At 41.0% G+C, this 18992-nt stretch carries 15 protein-coding genes and 1 pseudogene; 4 read left to right on the top strand and 12 right to left on the bottom strand.

What is annotated here, in order from left to right; translation table 11 throughout:
* Nucleotides 1-142: 142 nt before the first annotated feature.
* The 4 genes and pseudogenes from G7074_RS19645 to G7074_RS19630 all read right to left on the bottom strand — a co-directional run bounded on the left by G7074_RS19645 (nucleotide 143) and on the right by G7074_RS19630 (nucleotide 6690).
* Complete coding sequence (locus G7074_RS19645) at nucleotides 143-1606, bottom strand: TolC family protein (RefSeq protein WP_166210744.1); 1464 nt, start codon at nucleotides 1604-1606, stop codon at nucleotides 143-145.
* A pseudogene (locus tag G7074_RS19640) lies at nucleotides 1593-4786 on the bottom strand (efflux RND transporter permease subunit). The gene G7074_RS19645 and the pseudogene G7074_RS19640 overlap by 14 nt, the downstream one beginning before the upstream one ends.
* A 23-nt stretch (nucleotides 4787-4809) precedes the next feature.
* On the bottom strand, nucleotides 4810-6012 hold the full coding sequence (locus tag G7074_RS19635) for an efflux RND transporter periplasmic adaptor subunit (protein WP_124559714.1): 1203 nt from the start codon (nucleotides 6010-6012) through the stop codon (nucleotides 4810-4812).
* Nucleotides 6013-6084: 72 nt separating this feature from the next.
* On the bottom strand, nucleotides 6085-6690 hold the full coding sequence (locus G7074_RS19630) for a TetR/AcrR family transcriptional regulator (RefSeq protein ID WP_124559713.1): 606 nt from the start codon (nucleotides 6688-6690) through the stop codon (nucleotides 6085-6087).
* 528 nt (nucleotides 6691-7218) lie between these two features.
* Between G7074_RS19630 and G7074_RS19625 the strand changes: the two genes are divergently transcribed.
* Nucleotides 7219-7656 (top strand): GNAT family N-acetyltransferase, encoded by a 438-nt coding sequence (locus tag G7074_RS19625; RefSeq protein ID WP_124559712.1) that lies wholly within the window; start codon nucleotides 7219-7221, stop codon nucleotides 7654-7656.
* 134 nt (nucleotides 7657-7790) lie between these two features.
* Here G7074_RS19625 and trpA read toward each other — a convergent pair whose 3' ends face one another.
* The 4 genes from trpA to trpD all read right to left on the bottom strand — a co-directional run bounded on the left by trpA (nucleotide 7791) and on the right by trpD (nucleotide 11613).
* Nucleotides 7791-8558: a tryptophan synthase subunit alpha gene (gene trpA / locus G7074_RS19620; protein ID WP_124559711.1), complete on the bottom strand. Its 768-nt coding sequence runs from the start codon at nucleotides 8556-8558 to the stop codon at nucleotides 7791-7793.
* A 106-nt stretch (nucleotides 8559-8664) separates the two neighbouring features.
* Complete coding sequence (gene trpB, locus G7074_RS19615; RefSeq protein ID WP_166210741.1) at nucleotides 8665-9846, bottom strand: tryptophan synthase subunit beta; 1182 nt, start codon at nucleotides 9844-9846, stop codon at nucleotides 8665-8667.
* A 151-nt stretch (nucleotides 9847-9997) separates the two neighbouring features.
* Nucleotides 9998-10630 carry a phosphoribosylanthranilate isomerase gene (locus G7074_RS19610; protein ID WP_240916360.1) on the bottom strand — a complete coding sequence of 211 codons (633 nt, stop codon included), beginning with the start codon at nucleotides 10628-10630 and terminating at the stop codon, nucleotides 9998-10000.
* A complete protein-coding gene (gene trpD / locus G7074_RS19605) occupies nucleotides 10624-11613 on the bottom strand; it encodes an anthranilate phosphoribosyltransferase (protein WP_166210738.1) in 990 nt (329 codons plus the stop codon). Before trpD ends, G7074_RS19610 begins: the two co-directional genes overlap by 7 nt.
* A gap of 381 nt (nucleotides 11614-11994) precedes the next feature.
* On the opposite strand from trpD, the gene G7074_RS19600 reads away from it, so the two are divergent.
* The gene (locus G7074_RS19600) at nucleotides 11995-12936 is read left to right on the top strand and encodes an ion channel (protein ID WP_124559708.1); all 942 of its coding nucleotides are present in this window, start codon (nucleotides 11995-11997) and stop codon (nucleotides 12934-12936) included.
* A gap of 167 nt (nucleotides 12937-13103) precedes the next feature.
* On the opposite strand, the gene G7074_RS19595 is transcribed toward G7074_RS19600, so the two are convergent.
* The 4 genes from G7074_RS19595 to recR form a co-directional block, all read right to left on the bottom strand.
* Nucleotides 13104-13964: an alpha/beta hydrolase gene (locus G7074_RS19595; RefSeq protein WP_166210734.1), complete on the bottom strand. Its 861-nt coding sequence runs from the start codon at nucleotides 13962-13964 to the stop codon at nucleotides 13104-13106.
* Nucleotides 13965-14169: 205 nt separating this feature from the next.
* Nucleotides 14170-14988 carry an SDR family oxidoreductase gene (locus G7074_RS19590; protein ID WP_166210731.1) on the bottom strand — a complete coding sequence of 273 codons (819 nt, stop codon included), beginning with the start codon at nucleotides 14986-14988 and terminating at the stop codon, nucleotides 14170-14172.
* A gap of 64 nt (nucleotides 14989-15052) precedes the next feature.
* Nucleotides 15053-15757 (bottom strand): glycerophosphodiester phosphodiesterase, encoded by a 705-nt coding sequence (locus tag G7074_RS19585; RefSeq protein ID WP_124559705.1) that lies wholly within the window; start codon nucleotides 15755-15757, stop codon nucleotides 15053-15055.
* A gap of 26 nt (nucleotides 15758-15783) precedes the next feature.
* On the bottom strand, nucleotides 15784-16401 hold the full coding sequence (gene recR / locus G7074_RS19580; protein WP_124559704.1) for a recombination mediator RecR: 618 nt from the start codon (nucleotides 16399-16401) through the stop codon (nucleotides 15784-15786).
* A gap of 296 nt (nucleotides 16402-16697) precedes the next feature.
* On the opposite strand from recR, the gene G7074_RS19575 reads away from it, so the two are divergent.
* Nucleotides 16698-18206, top strand: a complete 1509-nt coding sequence (locus G7074_RS19575) for a sodium:solute symporter (protein ID WP_124559703.1) — start codon at nucleotides 16698-16700, stop codon at nucleotides 18204-18206.
* A gap of 17 nt (nucleotides 18207-18223) precedes the next feature.
* Nucleotides 18224-18931 (top strand): TIGR00730 family Rossman fold protein, encoded by a 708-nt coding sequence (locus G7074_RS19570; protein WP_124559702.1) that lies wholly within the window; start codon nucleotides 18224-18226, stop codon nucleotides 18929-18931.
* The last annotated feature ends 61 nt before the right edge of the window (nucleotides 18932-18992 follow it).

Raw genomic sequence — 18992 nt, 5'->3', positions numbered from 1 at the left:
TTTCTACATGGAAAGCAAGCGCTCCGCTATAACAGCGTAATAAAAACTTGCTAAAAACCCCTTATAACCACAAAAACATGGAGGGAACCAGGCTATTAGCAATAGTTTCCGCCCTGTTTTTTATTACAAACCTATAAGATCATTACAACCTTATAGGTTTCTTAGTGTTTTGGTGCCTTTTGGTAAAAACAATTACGTTTTTAATTCCATCCGCCCCTAAAGAACGGTACAACCCTACCACAGCATTTAACTGTTCGGCTTTAATGGTAGCCAGTTCCAGTTCGCTTTGCAATAAGTTGCCTTGTGCAGTAATTACCTCTAAATAGTTGGCCATGCCACTTTTAAATAATAAGCTTGCATTTTTAGAAGCCTGCTGTAAAGTTTGTGCCCTTCTTTCGGCAATGCTGTACTGGTCTTTCAGTTTTTCTACTTTAGTCAGTTCATCAGAAACTTCGCTTACGGCATTTAAAACCGACTGACGGAACTGGATCACTGTTTTCTCGCGGTCAATTTTTGCCAGTTCTAAATTGGCCTTTAACTGTCCGCGTTGAAAAATAGGTTGCGTAATACCACCCGAAACCAACCCGAACAACGAAGCCGGTACATTAAACCAGTTACTGGCTTTAAAAGAGTTAACGCCACCACTGGCGGTAATTACCAGCGAAGGATATAAACTCGCTTTAGCTACACCAACTTTGGCATTGGCTACATTAAGTGCCAGCTCTGCCGACTTAATATCTGGCCTGCGACTTAACATAGCCGATGGAAAACCCGCGTTTAAATTGGCAGGAATACTCATTTTATCCAAACGGCTGGCGCGGTTAATGGCTTTAGGCAAAATACCAATCAGTACACTTAAAGCGTTTTCCTGTAAAGCTACATTTTGCTCTAAACGCGGAATCAGCTGTGCAGCAACCAGCTGCTGTGCCTGTGCCTGCTGAATGGCCAGCGAAGTTACCTGACCTGCATCAAACTGCAGGTTAATAATCCTTAAAGTACTATCGTTCAGTTTAAGGTTTTTACGGGCAATTTCCAGTTGTGCATCCAGCATCAGCAAATTATAATAACCCTGGGCCACATTGGCCACTAAGCGTGTTTGTACAGCTTTTCGCGCTTCGGCAGTTTGCAAAAAGCTGGCCAAAGCGCCCGCCTTTTGGTTACGGATCTTCCCCCAGATATCAGCCTCCCAGAATACGCCCAGGTTAGCGCTGTAATCTTCAATGTGGCTCGAACCCGTAAACTGGTTTAAGCTCAATCCGTTTAAACTGTTATCAGAAGGGCGGCTCGAACTCGCCGATACCTGCAATTTCAGCTCGGGCAAATTGCCCAGTTTCGATTGTTTAAACAATACTTCGGCCGCATCGATATTTTTCAAAGCAATCTGCATATCGTAATTTTTAACCAAAGCTGTATCAATTAAAGTTTGTACAGTAAGGTCGTTAATAAAACTTTTCAAGGGCATAGTGCCAATGCTCGAAGAGTCTTGAGGTGCTGTGTTTCTGAATAAGCCAGGCGCAACATTGGGCAAGGCTGTATCTTTCGAAACCGAACATCCGCTCCAAACCAAAGCGAGGAATAGGATGCTATATAAATTAAACCGTTTCATAAACTGCATGATTATTTACAGGCTCTTCATGGTGGTGAACAACCTCTTTTGATTTTTTGGATATTTTTTCCTGTAAAGCCTGGAAGATGACAAAAAGTACCGGGATGATAAATAGACCTAAAACCACACCAGATACCATACCTCCGGCAGCACCAATACTGATAGAGTGGTTACCCTGTGCCGATGGGCCCGTTGCAATACTCATTGGGAACAAACCAAACACAAAGGCAAGCGAGGTCATGATAATCGGCCTGATCCTTAATCGCGCGGCTTCAATAGCCGAATCGAACAAACTCAGTCCTGCCCTTCGCCGCTGCACCGCAAACTCTACAATCAGGATGGCGTTTTTAGCCAGTAACCCAATAAGCATAATGAGCGCTACCTGTACATAAATGTTGTTTTCGATACCAGTTAAGCCCAATACCACAAACACACCAAATACACCAGTAGGGATAGATAAGATTACTGCTAATGGCAGGATATAACTTTCATACTGTGCCGATAACAAGAAGTAAACAAATACCAAACAAAGCAGGAATATCACTGTCGATTGTCCGCCTGAAGAAATCTCCTCACGTGTTTGTCCCGAGAATTCGTAAGCATAACCCGTTGGCAATTGTTCCCTGGCGGTTTCTTCAATCGCTTTAATGGCATCACCAGAGCTGAAGCCCGGTTTAGGGATCGCATTTACCTCGATAGAGTTAAACAGGTTATAACGCGAAGCCGTTTCAGAACCATAAACGCGGGTTAGTTTAACCAGGGTATTAATAGGCACACTCTCGCCTGCCTTGTTTTTAACAAATACACGGTCTATACTCGCCGGGTCAGTTCTATCGGCAATATCGGCCTGAACCACCACACGGTAGTATTTACCAAAGCGGTTAAAATCTGATGCCTGTGCAGTACCGAAAAAGGTTTGCATGGTTTGCAAAATGTCTTTAACACTTACGCCCAGCTGATCGGCCTTTTCATTGTTCACATCGAGCTGTAATTGCGGATAATCTGCTTTGTAAGAAGTAAAAGCAAAAGCAATTGCCGGTTTCGTCATCAGTTTGCCGATAAAGTTATTTGCTACACCACTAAATTTATCCAGCCTGCCATTGGTTTTATCCTGTAACATTACGTTCATGGCCTCAACGTTGCTAAAGCCAGGTACAGTAGGGAAACTGAATACAAAGAAAGTACCGGCAGATATAGCGGCCATTTTAGCCCTTACGATATTCTGTATCTCATCGATATTTTTTACCGCACCCCTTTCGTCGTTCGGTTTTAACAATAAGAAAATCTGTCCGGCCGATGGACTGTTAGATGCAGTTAAAAAGTTATAACCAGCCAACGACATTACAAACCTTGCCGATGGCATTGCCCTCAACTCAGCTTCAGCCTGTTTTAATATTTTATTCGTATTGGCTAACGAGGTTCCTGAAGGAGAAGCAACCGCAATGGCCACAAAACCCTGATCCTCTGTAGGGATAAAACCGGTTTTTGTTCTGCTTACCAATAAAACGGTAACCGCAACAATTAAGGCCAGGCCGGCCATGCTGATCCATTTATTTCGGATAAGCACTTTTAAGCCCCCAATATAACGGTTGGTCATGTAATTAAAACCACCGTTAAAGCCCGCATAAAACTTTTCTACAAAACCTTTTTTAGGTACAGCGTGGCCACCCTCGGCATGTTTGTTCTTTAAAAATAAGGCAGCCAGCGCCGGACTTAGAGTTAAAGCGTTAACCGCCGATATAATGATGGCGATAGCCATGGTTAAGGCAAACTGTTTGTAAAATATACCTGTTGAACCCGTCATAAAACCAACCGGTAAAAATACCGCCGCCATTACCAGTGTAATCGATATAATGGCCCCAGTAATTTCGTTCATGGCCTGGGTGGTTGCCGCCTTCGGACTAAGCCCGGGTTTTCTTCCATCTTGGCATGCACCGCCTCTACCACCACAATCGCATCATCTACCACAATACCAATGGCCAGTACCAATGCAAACAGCGTTAATAGGTTAACCGAGAAGCCGAACAGCTGCATGAAAAAGAAAGTACCAATAATAGCCACCGGAACCGCTATAGCAGGGATTAAGGTAGACCTGAAATCCTGAAGGAAGATAAATACTACGATAAATACCAGTAAAAAGGCTTCAATCAAAGTATGCTCAACCTGGTTGATAGATTCGTCCAAATCGGTTTTGGTACGGTAAAACTGATTGAATTTAATCCCTGCAGGGAAATCTTTCGATAGTTTTGCCATCAGTTTATCGATAGAAATCTGAATTTCGTTGGCATTAGAGCCCGATAACTGAATTACCCCAATGGTAATACCATCATGGCCGTTTAAGCGGTTTACACTACTGTAGCTGTAAGCTCCCAATTCAACACGGGCCACATCTTTTAAGCGCAATATAGAACCATCCGAATTAGAACGGATAGCAATATTCTGGTACTCTTCTGGTTTGGTAAGCTTTCCTTTGTATTTAATTACATATTCAAATGCCTCGTTACTACGTTCACCTACCCTTCCCGGTGCCGCTTCCAGATTTTTATCCTGAATAGCACTGATCACTTCGTTAGGTGTAATTTTGTAAGTAGCCAATTGACTTGGATTTAACCAAATGCGCATTGAATAATCTTTAATACCACCAAATACACTGGCCGAACCTACACCCGGAATACGTTTAATTTCCGGAATGATATTAATCTGTGCATAGTTGTTTACAAAAACAGCATCGTATTTTTTAGGATCTTCTGAGTAAACACCTATTGCACCAATAAAGCTGTTTTGCTGCTTGGTGGTGGTTATACCATATTGTACAACCTCTGCCGGTAACTGGCTGGTGGCCTGCGAAACACGGTTTTGCACGTTAACTGCGGCCTGATCGGGGTTGGTACCTTGTTGAAAGTAAACCGTAATACCCAGCGTACCATCGTTACTGGCAGTGGAAGTCATGTAGGTCATGTTTTCCACACCGTTAATTGCTTCCTCCAATGATGGAGTTACCGAACGTAAAATGGTTTCGGCATTAGCCCCCGGATACACAGCAGTTACCAATACCGACGGAGGGGCGATATTTGGAAAGCGCTCTAAGGGCAACTTTGTTAGGCCAAGTATACCCACTATTACCAGCAATATGGAAATAACGGTCGAAAGTACAGGCCTGTTTATAAATTTCTGAAACATGACTTATGAAGTTTATTGTTGTCTTATTTTTTTGGATTTGCAACAGCTACTTTATCTGCTGCTTTTTGAGGTTGGATAACCATGCCCTCCTGTAATTTGTCGATACCGCTTAACACAATCTGATCGCCGGCTTTTACGCCCTCTTTTACCAGATAATTTTCGCCGGCTTTACCAACAATGCTAATGGCTTGTTTTTTCACCTTGCTGCTGTCGCCCAGGGTAAACACAAACACTTTATCCTGCATTTCAACTGTTGCCGATTGAGGTACCAGGATGGCATCATTATGTAATAAGCCCAAGCGGATTTTACCGGTATTGCCCGAGCGTAGTACGCCGTTGGCATTAGGGAAACTGGCCCTTAACGTAATGGCACCAGTGTTTTTATCAAACTGACCATCAATCATGTCGATTTTTCCTTTTACCGGATAGGTAGAATTATCTGCCAGTACCAGTTCTACCGCAGGTAAATGTTTAATCCTGTCGGCAGGGGTTTTGCCCGGGTAATTGGTATTGAAACTGTTGAAATCGTTTTCGGCCAGCGAGAAATATACATGTACTTCGTGTATATCCGATAGTTGGGTTAAGGCAGCCTGATCAGTTGGTGATACCAAACTTCCCTGTTTTTTCGGGATCCGGCCAATATAACCGCTCACGGTAGCCTTAACGTTGGTATAGCCTAAGTTAATTTGTGCCGAAGCTACATTGGCTTTAGCCTGCTCGGCATTGGCTTGTGCAATTTTGTAGGCTGTTTTAGCCGTTTTTAACTGGATATCAGAAACGACCTTGTTTTGCACCAATGGCGTTAACTTATCTACCTCCAGCTGTGCATTTAAAATAGCGGCCTCAGCAGCATGTAAACTGGCTTTGGCATTGTTTAAAGCTTCGCGGTAAGGGTTTTCGTTAATTTTAAAAAGTGTTTGGCCAGCAGTAACATAAGCACCTTCGTTAACCAGTACACTTTGTAAATAACCGCTTACCTGCGGGCGTACATCAATATCAACAGCGCCTTGTATAGCGGCCGGATATTCGATAAAGGTGGTTTCAGAGCCTTGATTAATTGCGCTTACCGGTAAAACGGGCGGCGGTGGTGCAGTTGCAGCTTGCTGTGGGGCAGATTTACAGCTGGCCAGTACAATTGTGGCAAAAGCGAGAGCGAAGGCATATTTAACAAATGTAAATCGTTTAACAGTGTTAAATAATAAAAACAAACGATGTAGAGATTTCATATGATTTTAAATTATAATGGATTTAAGATGTATAAACTATTTAACAGTGTTAAATAGCAGGGTAAAAAAAAATTAACTATTAATAGATAAGGTAATTCCCTTAATAGCGTCTTTTAAAATTTGCTGGTTCAGCTCGTTGGTTGTTCTCCCGTCGGGGCGTACCAGGTTGATGGATATCAAACCGTGTATAATCGACCAATAGGTGTAGTACTTTCTACAGATATCATCGTCTGATACCGGTTTTTTATCGAATAATGATTCAATTACATCGCCAAGCATGTGCCCTACATTTTCTGCTTCGGGCAACGAATTCTTAACAGTGCAACAAACCATATCCACACCGTACATCAACTGATAAAATTCTTTGTGGGCAAAGGCGAAATTCCAGTAGGCAATCCACATCGCTTCCATCTGGTCAGCAGGTGCTTCATGTTGGTCGCGCGCTTCGCGGATGTCTTTGGCCAGCATCAGGTAACCTCTTCTGGTTAACTCGAGCAGGATTCCTTCTTTGTTCGAAAAATATTCGTAAATAATCGGTGCAGTATATTCGATCTGATCGGCAATTTTACGCATACTCAATGCCTGCCAGCCTTCTGTTTGAACAATGTTCAAGGCAGCATCCAGAATTTTTGTTCTGGTTTCATCTTTTAAACGTAGTATTCTTTCTTTGCTTCCCATGACTGGAATATAAGGTGTAAATAATCTAACACCGTTAAGCAAATGTAGAACCAATTCCAGAATTCACAATCATGCAATTGTCATATAGAATTTTGCGACGTTAAAAAGTACTCCTATTGCATTTAAATGAGGTTTTTCAGTTTTATTAATATCCTAACGAATATTTTTATCCTAATTTTTAGAGCCTGACAAGCAGACATTCAGGATAAGTCATGGCAGTGATCTTTTGTCAGTATAGCTCTGCCAATAGCCTTACACCACCTTCTCGGATCGTCATTTCGAGCGCAGAGCAACGGAGCCGAGAACCACGCAGTGCTCAGCGAAGCTAAATCTTTAGGTGGTAAAATTTACTTTAAGCTTTTATCACCACTTCAGACAACTTAGTACACGTAAGAATTTTAATTAACATTATTTTATGCCACCATGTCTGAAACATTCAATCACTCAAAATTCACAATTCAATCATTCATAATTCAATCACTCAAAATTTGACATTCAATCATTTCCTAAATCCATTATCTTAGTATCATGATATACCGCGAAGCAGCCATAACCGACATTCCGCAAATTCAGGTGGTAAGGCATACCGTTAAAGAAAACACGCTATCCAACCCTGCTTTGGTAACCAATGCCGATTGTGAAGACTTTATTACCCGCCGTGGTAAAGGCTGGATATGCGAAGTAGATGGTAAAGTGATTGGCTTTTCAATTGTAGATTTACAGGAGCATAATATCTGGGCCTTGTTTCTCCGTCCGGAATACGAAGGCAAAGGCATTGGTAAAGCACTGCACAAGCTAATGATGGATTGGTATTTCGAACAAACCCACGAAACCGTATGGTTGGGTACATCGCCTAATACCTGTGCCGAAGAATTTTACACCAGGCAAGGCTGGCAAAAAGCAGGTATGGTAAATAAAGGTGAAGTAAAATTCGAAATGACTTATGCCGATTGGGTAAATAGATAAATTCTTTCGAGATTTCGTCATTGCGAGAAGGCTTTTTCAGCCGACGAAGCAATCTTTTTAGCAAAGATTACCAGTATAAAAGATTGCTTCGTCGTTCCTCCTCGCAATGACGATTTATAGAAAAAGAGAAAACATTAGTCCCTAAACTTCTTCATAAAACTACTTACACTTTCTTCTAAATTGCCATCAGCAATAGCTTTAACGAAAGCAGTACCGATAATTGCACCATTCGCGTACGAGCAGGCTTTATCGAAAGTTTGTTTATCGCTGATCCCGAAGCCAATCATAGTCGGATTTTTCAGGTTCATCTCTTTTATACGGCTAAAATAAGCTTCGGTGGTATTGCCCACTTCTAAATTCTTACCTGTTGTAGCCGACGATGATAACAAATAAATAAATCCATTGGTTAAGCCGTCAATTTTATGGATGCGCTCTTCTGCCGTTTGTGGCGTAATCAGAAATACATTGCTCAGGTTGTGTTGTTCAAAGCAATCCTGATAAAGCTCCTCATATTCCGCCATCGGTAAATCGGGCACAATACAACCATCTACCCCTACTTCGGCGCAAGCCTTACAAAAATTTTCTACACCAAACTGCAGCACAGGGTTTACATAACCCATCAGTAAAACAGGGATGGTAACATTTTTACGTAAATCTTTAAGCTGTTCGAAAAGCACCTTTAAGGTCATACCCTGATCTAAAGATTGCTTGCTGCTCGCCTGAATCACCGGACCATCGGCAACAGGATCCGAATAAGGAAATCCGATTTCCAGGATATCAGCACCCGATTTTTGCAAGGCCTCAGCAATCTGAATGGTATCGCCTAGGTTAGGGTAACCAGCGGTATAGTAAATTGATAATATATTTTTCTTCTCCTGGAAGAGTTGTTTAATTCTGTTCATTTTTTCTATCATTTTCGTCATTGCGAGGCACGAAGCAATCCTACTACAATCGCTACACGTTAACCCAAAGCATTAAGATTGCTTCGTGCCTCGCAATGACGGCTTTCTATAAATTAAAGTACTTAATATAAGTATCCAGATCCTTGTCGCCACGGCCAGATAGGCAAACCACTACATTTTCGCCTCCTTTAAATTCCATTTTTTCGAGGTAAGCCAATGCGTGTGCGCTTTCAATCGCCGGAATAATCCCTTCCAGTTGCGTACACAATAAACCCGCTTCTAAACTTTCTTCGTCGGTAATAGAAACATATCGCCCGCGACCTGTTTTAAACAAATGGGCATGTTGCGGACCAATACCCGGATAATCCAGTCCGGCAGAAACCGAATGCGGCTCTACCACCTGCCCGTCTTCTGTTTGCATTAAAATACTTCGGCTACCGTGTAAAACGCCTTCCTTACCTAAATAAGTTGTTGCGGCCGAAAATCCACTCGAAACACCCTTACCCGCAGCTTCTACAGCAATTAGTTTCACATTTTCATCATCCATAAAATGATAGAACATGCCCATGGCATTGCTACCACCACCTACACAAGCTAAAACGTAATCAGGTTGATCGCTTCCGGTTTGCTCTATTAACTGTTTTTTGGTTTCTTCTGAGATGATCGATTGAAAAATAGCCACCATATCAGGGTAAGGATGTGGTCCAACTACCGAACCGATAATGTAATGCGTATCAACCGGATTGTTAATCCAATCGCGCATAGCCTCGTTAGTGGCATCTTTTAAGGTTTTACTACCCGAACTTGCCGGAACTACCTTTGCACCCAGCATTTTCATGCGGGCTACGTTTGGTGCCTGGCGTTCGATATCTACCTCGCCCATATAAATTACACACTCCAGGTTACGCAAAGCACAAACCGTTGCGGTAGCTACACCATGCTGACCAGCACCTGTTTCGGCGATAATCCGCTTTTTACCCAGTTTTTCGGCCAGCAAAATCTGTCCGATGGTATTGTTGATCTTGTGCGCACCGGTGTGGTTTAAATCTTCTCTTTTAAGAAAAATATTAGCGCCGTACTTTTCAGAGTATCTTTTTGCCAGATACAGTGGCGAAGGGCGCCCAACATAATCTTTTAACAATTGATGAAATTCCTTTTGAAAATCGGCATCATCAATAATCTTTAAATAGTTTTGACGCAATTCTTCTACGTTCGGATAAAGCATTTCGGGGATGTAAGCGCCTCCAAAATCTCCGTAATATCCTTTTTCGTTTACTTTGTATTTCATTTTCTTTTCTACTAAATTGTCACATCGATAGCTTTTAAAGATAAGTCGTCATTCCCGCGCAGGCGGGGAATCTCAAAGCACATGCATTACGATTCCCAATCAAGTTGGGAATGACGGATCAACTTATATTTTAATCAACTTCATGATGACATTATTTCGTGCTCATTTCTTTTATAAATTCTTTAATCTTCACTGCATCTTTCAGCCCGGGCTCGGTTTCGAAGCGGCTATTGATGTCTAGTGCATATAAACGATCGTCGCTTATATTTTTTATCGCTGTGGCATGTTCTAAATCAATTCCACCGCTTAAAAAGTAGGGTTTGTTATAAGTATACCGGTCTAAAACAGACCAATTAAATGTTTTCCCCGATCCGCCATGTGCTTTTGTTTTGGTATCGAACAGAAAATAATCTGCTACATCTAAGTAAGCTGCCAAAACGGCAAAATCGAAGTCTTCATCTATGCCAAAAGCTTTAATCACCTCTACATCTGGAAAACCGGCCTTTAACCCTGCACAATACTCCGGCGATTCGTTCCCATGCAACTGAACGGCTTTCAACTTAAAAGTACTTACTTTCTCTTTTACCTTTTCGATATCTTCATTTACGAAAACACCAATGGTTTTAATTTCAGCAGGAATGTATTTGATCAGTTCTGCAGAAACATCGCTGATTAATCTCGGCGATTTATCATAGAAGATAAAGCCCAAATAATCAGGTTGCAGCTCTGCAACCGCAGCAATATTTGCCGCCAAACGCATGCCACAAACTTTTAACTTTAGCATGCCAGTAGTTGTTTAAAACTGTTAAGTGCTTTTTTGCTCATCAGCGATTCCTCAGCTTCGTAATAACAATCGGCGAATGACTGTTCAGGCTTTATGGTCCTGATGGCCAGTGCCGAGTTGCACAGCACTACATCGTTCTGTACCCTTGTTGCCTCACCATTTAATACATCCATAAATATTTTAGCTGATGATTCTACCGTATCGCCACCTTTAATCGCATTTACATCTACCCTTTCAAAGCCCATATCATCGAGGGTTAAAATCTGTTCGCCTTTGTTGCTAAAGGTTTTCACATCGCAGGTTAGCGAAATTTCATCGTAGCCCTCCAGCGCGTGCATAATGGTATAGTTTTTATCGGTATCCTGATATAAATAGGCATATAAACGGGCCAGTTCTAAACTAAACACGCCAACCATCTGGTGCCTGGGTTGCCCCGGGTTAACCATTGGTCCCAGCATATTGAAAAAGGTTTTCACGCCCAGCTCTTTTCTAATCGGCGCTACTATTTTCATGGCCGGGTTAAAAAGTGGTGCATGCAGAAAGCAAATACCGGCGGCATCTAAATTGCGTTTCAAAGTATCCTCATCATTGGTAAAACTATAGCCCAGGTACTCCATTACGTTTGATGAACCGCAGCCTGAGGAAACACCATAATTACCATGTTTGGCTACATGATGACCTGCACCTGCCACCACAAACGATGATAAGGTAGAAATGTTAAAAGTGTCTTTGCCATCGCCACCGGTACCGCAAAGGTCAATCAGTTCGTAAGCCGAAAGGTTAACTTTCACGCACATATCCAGCATGGCATCTCTAAAGCCCTGTAACTCCTGCACGGTAATGTTGCGCATGGCATAAGCGGTTATAAAAGCGGCAATTTGCGAAGAATTGAAAGCACCTTCTGATATGGAGATCAGTATGTTTTTTGCCTCTTCCCTACTAAAGCTCTTGTTCTCGAATAAATGGTTTAATATTTTTTTCATGTTTATTGCCAATGTTATTTAACCACAGATAAAAAGGATGAACACGGATAAAATCTCTGTGTATCTGTGTCCATCTGTGGTTCATTTTTCATTTATATCTTTATTTCATTATGGTTCGTGTCTTCACGAACCATTTATTTAAACTCCGTTCCGTGAAGACACTAAACGGGGCGTTGTTAAAAAATACCACAAAAAAAAGGATTGCTTTTTGGGCAATCCTCTTCGTTGTGTATAAAATATTTTAAAATATATAACAATAGAATTTGCCTAACGAATTTCGTTATGCCACCACCAATTGTTATTTAAGTTTTTAATTATCATGTTTGTATAAAGCAAATATTGATATAGTTTTTTAAAATTCCAAAATCTTTCTAAAAATATATGTCTTTCTTCAAAAGAAAAGTACAGTTTAATGATGATTTCGGTTTCGGGTCTAATCCGGTAACCAAAAATCAGCGTATGCTCAATCCCGATGGTTCGGCCAATATAGAGCGTACGGGCTTGCCCTGGTTTAAGTTCGATGATACTTATACGCGTTTGGTTACCATGAGCTGGCCGCGTTTCTTTTTGGTTATTCTCATAACCTATCTCCTTGTAAATACTTTATTTGCCATTCTGTACAACCTGATTGGGATTGAAAATTTAGTTGGCGCAAAGGGCCTTACCCTCCGCGATCAGTTTTTCGATGCTTTTTTCTTTTCAGCACAAACCATCTCTACCGTTGGTTATGGCCACATTGCGCCACAAGGTTTTGTAACAAGCGTACTGGCAGCATTCGAAAGTATGCTCGGCCTGCTCGCTTTTGCTTTGGCAACCGGTTTATTGTACGGGCGCTTTAGCCGGCCAACTTCTAAAGTTAGTTTCAGCAAGAAAATGGTAATTGCCCCTTATGAGGGTGGTCATGGCTTAATGTGCCGTTTGGTTAATTTACGGCGCAACCAGCTAATTGAAGTAGAAGTGCAGATGGTAATGTCGTACAACGAAATGGTTGATGATAAACAAGTGAGGCGTTTTTACCCGCTTCATCTCGAACGCGATAAAATAAGCATCCTTTCTTTAAACTGGACTTTAGTGCACCCAATTAATGAAGAAAGTCCGTTGTTCGAAAAATCGCTTATCGAATTGCAGCTGGCAGAGGTTGAGGTTTTTGTTATGTTAAAGGCCTTCGATGATACTTTTGCCCAAACCATCCACACACGCACCAGCTACCAGGATGAAGAAATTGAAATGGACGCCCGTTTTGAGAAAATGTATCACCACAACGAGGCTGGTAAAATGGTAATGGATTATAGTAAACTGGATGAGGTTACGCGGACGGTTTAGGTAGCTTTTGTTATTTGTCATGCTGAGGCACGAAGCATCTACAACTATGAAACAGATGCTTCGTACCTCAGCATGACAGGGCATTCAGGGTTGCTGCAAACAACAAGGATTTTTGCTACTAGCGGGTTTAGGGCTGCAACCGAACAAAGAAAAGCCTAGCTACCGCATTAAGATTGCTTCGTACCTCGCAATGACGATACCTCTTGTATAAAACCCAAAATATCCTCATACAACTGGTTCCCGCCAAAAATCATCTGGCTAATCATAGGTACATGGCTTTTACCTTTAATTTCTTTTATTTCTGCCTGAACACCCTTGGCTTTTAGTTTCTCGTATAGCTTAGGCGTTTGCAACTTAATAGCGCCGTAAGTTTTACTCCCATAAAAAAGTAGATGTGGATTTTTGATATTGCTTACATAATCCATCGGCGAAGCTGTTTTCCAAACTTCAGCCTGTTCGGTAAAAGTTCTGATGAAATCGAAATAAAAATGGTCTTTTTCAGCTGTGGTTAAATATTCGTGCATATCCAGGCCAAAGGGATCGTTGAGGATTACACCTTTAATTGGGTTTTTAATCCCTGCATTTTTAAAATATTTTGGGTCGGCGTTAATAAGCTCGGCCAAATGCGCACCGGCAGAGTGCCCCATTACAAAAATCTTATCGGCGCTTGCCTTATAAGTGGCAATATTTTCGCTCACCCATTTTACGGCCAAAGCACAATCATCGCCCATTTTTTCGTATTGCACATTTGGAGCCAGGGGATAATTGATGATTACCGTAACCACACCTTTACGCGCAAAATTTCTACCCAACCACCAATAGGTCTCCTTTTTTCCACTGCTCCATGAACCACCGTGAATGAAAACCAAAACGGGTTTATCTTTTATACTGTCGTTCTTATAAAAAATGTTTAGCGTATTTGCCTCATCGGTATTGCCGGCGTAATTGATGTTTTTCGCCTTTTTTACCTGAGCAGGTGAAACGATGGTTTGAAATAAGAGCATGAATAAAACAAAGGGTTTGTACATAAAACAAGATTTTTCTTCTCTATATAAATAAACGAAATTGTTGTAAAGGTGGATTTTTGGAGCACGACAGGCTGCTTGATCGTCATTTCGAGCGAAGTGCAACGCAGTCGAGAACCACGAAGTGCTCAGCGAAGCTAAATCTATCTCGAGACAGATCTCTCCGCTCCACTGTGTTTCGGTCGAGATGACGACTTTTCAAGAAATGCTAAGCCTTAATCAACGGGTTTTTCTCTTTCGCAAACAGATCAAATACCTTTTTATCTACAAAAGCCGGGAAAAGCTTATTCATCCATACTGCTAATTTTCCTTGTCCGGTCATTACTAAAGTACGTTTACGTTTTTCAATACCATCGGCTATAATGCTGGCGACTTCTTCTGAGGTCATCATTTTACCTTCATCCATACTGGTTTCGCCGTGGGCTGCACCATCTTTTGATAAGGCTGTTACACGGATGTTCGAAGCGGTAAACCCCGGACAGGCCACCATTACATTTACGCCGGTTTTAAGCAGTTCGGTACGCAACGATTCCATAAAACCATTCATGGCAAACTTAGAAGCCGAATAACCTGTACGGCCCGGTAAACCGCGGTAACCTGCAATTGATGATACGCCAACTACTGTTCCTTTGGTTTTTAGAATTTCGGGCAGGGCATATTTTGTACAATAAACGGTACCCCAGAAATTCACATCCATCAGGTTTTTAAGCACCGATAAATCAAGGTCCTTAAAAAGGGCACGCATCGATAAACCGGCATTATTAACCAGGATATCTATTTTTTGAAAGGAAACCAGAGCTTGTTTAATAATCAGCTCGCAATCGGCTTCTTTACTTACATCAGCCTGAACGGCCACTGCCCTGATACCATATTGTTTTTCCAGGTCGGCTGTGATTTCGCATAAGGTTACATATTGGCGCGCAGCTAAAACCAGATTGGCACCACGTTTTGCAAATTCTTCGGCACAGGCTTTTCCAATTCCGCTTGATGCGCCTGTAATGACGATTACTTTATTTTTTAGATTCATTTAGTAGCAAGGTTTGAGTATTAAGTATCAAGATATAAGTATTGAGACTTGATACTTCTTATATTTATTTTGTTTTAAAGTAGTTTGTAGCTTCAGTAACTTTATCCGTATTTATGATGCCTGATAGGGATTGCTTCCAGTAGTTTTCGTTATCTGGTGCTCCCCAAAAACGGAAAGGTTTATTGATTTGATAAGCGGCAAGTACAAGTGCAGATAATTTGTCTTGATCAGCTTCCGGTATTTCACCTATTCCTTTCCATTTGGAATAATCAGCAAAATTAGCACTGATCATCGTTATCTTTTTTAAATCTTCAAGGGCATAGTTTACGCCTGGCAAGCCATCAAACTTGATCATTTCGGGATAAAGATGAAAAGTATTGTGCGGCGGCCGGTTTCCGCTGATCACAATGCTTACCCTTTTGCCTCTTTTTGAAAATAGTTTTTCGTAGGGCTTCAATGTTTTCAGCAAAACAGGATAGGTTATATCCCAGCTTTCTTTAAAATCGATCATCAACTGGAAACTATAAAAATCTTTAGTTTTAGAAAAGGCCAAGATCGGCTGGAGGTACATTTTATCTAAGGTATTCCCAGCTTTGATTTCTTTTTTACTGTGTGCCACCATTAATGAATCGCCAACTACAAATACATCGGCCTCTATCGAAAAAGCCTTGTTCTGAACGGCTTCGTAAAAAGGTTTGTTGTGGGTATAATCGTTGTGGGAATGGATCCTGATCGGCGTTTGATCAAACCATCCCGAAAAAAAAATCATTGATAAGAATAAAAAATGCTTTGCCATTATTTCATCATCGCAGTTTCGTAAGGTACACGGGTAACAATCGAACGCCCCAGGGTAATTTCATCGGCATATTCGAGTTCGCCACCAAAGGCAATACCACGCGCAATGGTAGTAACCGGCACATTGAATTCTTTTAGTCTTTTGTAGAGGTAAAACAAAGTGGTATCGCCTTCCATATTGGGACTTAAGGCCAAAATAATTTCTTTAATTCCGCCAGCTGCAACACGGGTAACCAAACCATCAATAAACAGATCAGATGGTCCTACCCCATCCATTGGCGAAATTAAACCGCCCAAAACGTGGTAAACACCAAAGTACTGTCCGGTGTTTTCAATCGCCATTACATCACGCGTATCTTCTACCACACAAATGGTTTCTTTATCGCGTTTATGCGAGGTACAGATTTCGCAAATTGTATAGTCAGAAATATTGTGACAGGTGGTACAGTGTTTAATCTGTTGTTTGAGTTTAATAAATGTGTTACCAAACTGGTTTACCTCCTCTTGTTCTTTGCTTAAAAGATGCAACACCAGACGCAAAGCCGTTTTTTGTCCTACACCAGGCAGTTTCGAAAATTCGTTTACTGCATCCTCAAGTAGTTTGGATGAAAAATTCATAATACAAAAATAGGTAAAAGGTTTATTAGTTCATTAGTCATTGGTTCAATAGTTCATGGGGTTATAGTTAATGGCTCATAGTTGATAACCAATGTTCCGAAGCATTTCTAAGTTAATGGTCGATTACTTATAGTCCAATGCGATGTTTTAGAAAAACGATTGAATATTAATGGCTCGCCGGCTTAGGTGTAATGACTATTAACAATCAGCTATAAACCATTAAACAAAAGCAGTAAAAACTAAAGCCATTGACTTTAACTTTGAATTTATTACATTTATCAGCTTAAAACAAAACTATGTCACCAACCATCCTCTTGTGTTTTCTAATTGGTTACTTCCTGCTACTGATTATCATTTCGTTTGTAACGTCTCAAAAATCGTCAGACAATAATACGTTCTTTGTTGCCAACAGAAACTCTAAATGGTATTTAGTAGCCTTTGGCATGATTGGAACGGCGCTTTCGGGGGTAACTTTTATTTCGGTACCCGGCGAGGTTGGCGCGCCCAGCGGAAACCAGTTTCAGTATTTTCAGTTTGTACTGGGCAATGCGGTGGGCTTTATCATTATTGCCACTGTTTTGTTGCCGCTTTACTACCGGATGAATTTAACTTCTATTTACAGTTATATCGAAAAACGGTTGGGCCATTACAGTTACAAAACAGCTGCATCGATATTTCTGTTAAGCAGAACACTTGGATCGGCCACGCGGCTTTATCTGGTAGTAATTGTATTACAACGCTTTATATTTGATAATTATGGTATTCCGTTTTGGTTAACGGTTTTAATTTCACTGGCCTTAATCTGGTCGTACACCTTTAAAGGAGGCTTAAAAACCATTATTATTACCGATACCCTGCAAACGTTTTTCCTGGTATTATCTGTTTTTTTAACTATTTATTTTATTTGTAATAGTCTCGATTTCAGCATTCCACAAGCGTTTGAAACCATAAAAAACAGCAGTTATTCTAAAATATTCTTTCTGGATGATTTCCTTACCAACAAGTTCTATTTCAGCAAACAGTTTATAGGCGGTATTTTCGTAACCATCGCCATGACTGGTCTTGATCAGGATTTAATGCAGAAAAATCTGAGCATGAGCACCATTAAGGAAGCGCAGAAAAACATGTTCACCTTTACAGGGGTATTTGTGATCTTAAATGTTTTCTTTTTAAGTGTAGGTGCATTGTTATACATTTTCGCAAGTAAAAACGGTATCGATATCCCTTTAGATCACATTACAGGCAAACCGCGAACAGATTTACTGTTTCCTGAAATTGCCCTGAATAACCTGGGTTCGGTACCCGCCATTATTTTTATGCTGGGTTTAACAGCCGCTACCTTTGCCACTACCGATTCGGCCTTGACCGCCCTAACCACTTCGTTTTGTGTAGACTTTTTAGGCATGGATAAAGCCAAAAACATAGACGAAAAAAGTGCGGTTAAAAAGCGCCATACCGTGCACGTGGCTTTTTCAGTTTTAATGTTTTTGGTCATTATTGTAATTAATGCATTAAACAGTTCGTCGGTTGTGAGCTTAATTTTCACCATTGCCTCTTATACCTATGGTCCGCTTTTAGGCTTGTATAGTTTTGGATTGTTTGTAAAAAAACGCGGACTTCACGATAAATTAGTACCGATAGTTTGCATATTATCGCCTTTTTTATGTTACTTGCTTGCAAGCAATTCGGCTGCAATATTGGGCGGATATGTTTTTAGTGTTGAACTGATTTTAATTAACGGTTTAATCACATTTATAGGTTTGTTATTCATTAGCAAAAAAACTGATGCGCAAACCAGGTTTTAATATTTAGCATTACGTATATGACGAGTGAAGAAAAAATAAGAAGCGCTTTTGAGAATAAAGACTGGCAGGAAATTAAAGTAACAGACTCCTGGCAAATTTTTAAAATTATGGCCGAGTTTGTAGATGGTTTTGAGAAACTGGCTAAAATTGGCCCATGTGTTACAATTTACGGGTCGGCCCGTACCGCCCAAACCCACCGCTACTACCAATTGGCAGAGCAGTGTGGTAAATTATTAACCGACCGCGGTTACGGTGTAATTACAGGCGGTGGTCCTGGTATTATGGAAGCAGGTAACAAAGGTGCACATACCAATGGTGGTAAATCGGTTGGTTTAAACATCGAACTACCTTTTGAGCAATTCCACAATAAATATATCGATCATAACAAATTACTGGAGTTCGATTACTTTTTTGTACGCAAGGTAATGTTTATGAAATACAGTCAGGGGTTTGTGGTGTTACCTGGTGGTTTTGGCACTATGGACGAGCTTTTCGAAGCCTTAACCCTGATCCAGACCGGTAAAATTGCCCGTTTCCCAATTGTATTGGTAGGCATTGATTATTGGGGCGGATTAATTGAATGGATTAAAGGCACTATGCTGCAAAAAGAGCACAATATCCACGAAGAAGATTTAAACCTTTTCCGCTTGGTTGATACTGCCGAAGAAGCTGCTGAACATATCTTCCGTTTCTACGATAAGTATGTGCTGAAGCCAAATTTCTAGTTCATAGAAGTTCATGGCTAATAATCTATAGCAGGGCTTCCATTATCCAGGAGTAATTGCT

Source organism: Pedobacter sp. HDW13 (assembly GCF_011303555.1).
Taxonomy (GTDB): domain Bacteria; phylum Bacteroidota; class Bacteroidia; order Sphingobacteriales; family Sphingobacteriaceae; genus Pedobacter.
This window is presented reverse-complemented; position numbering and strand designations above follow the sequence as displayed.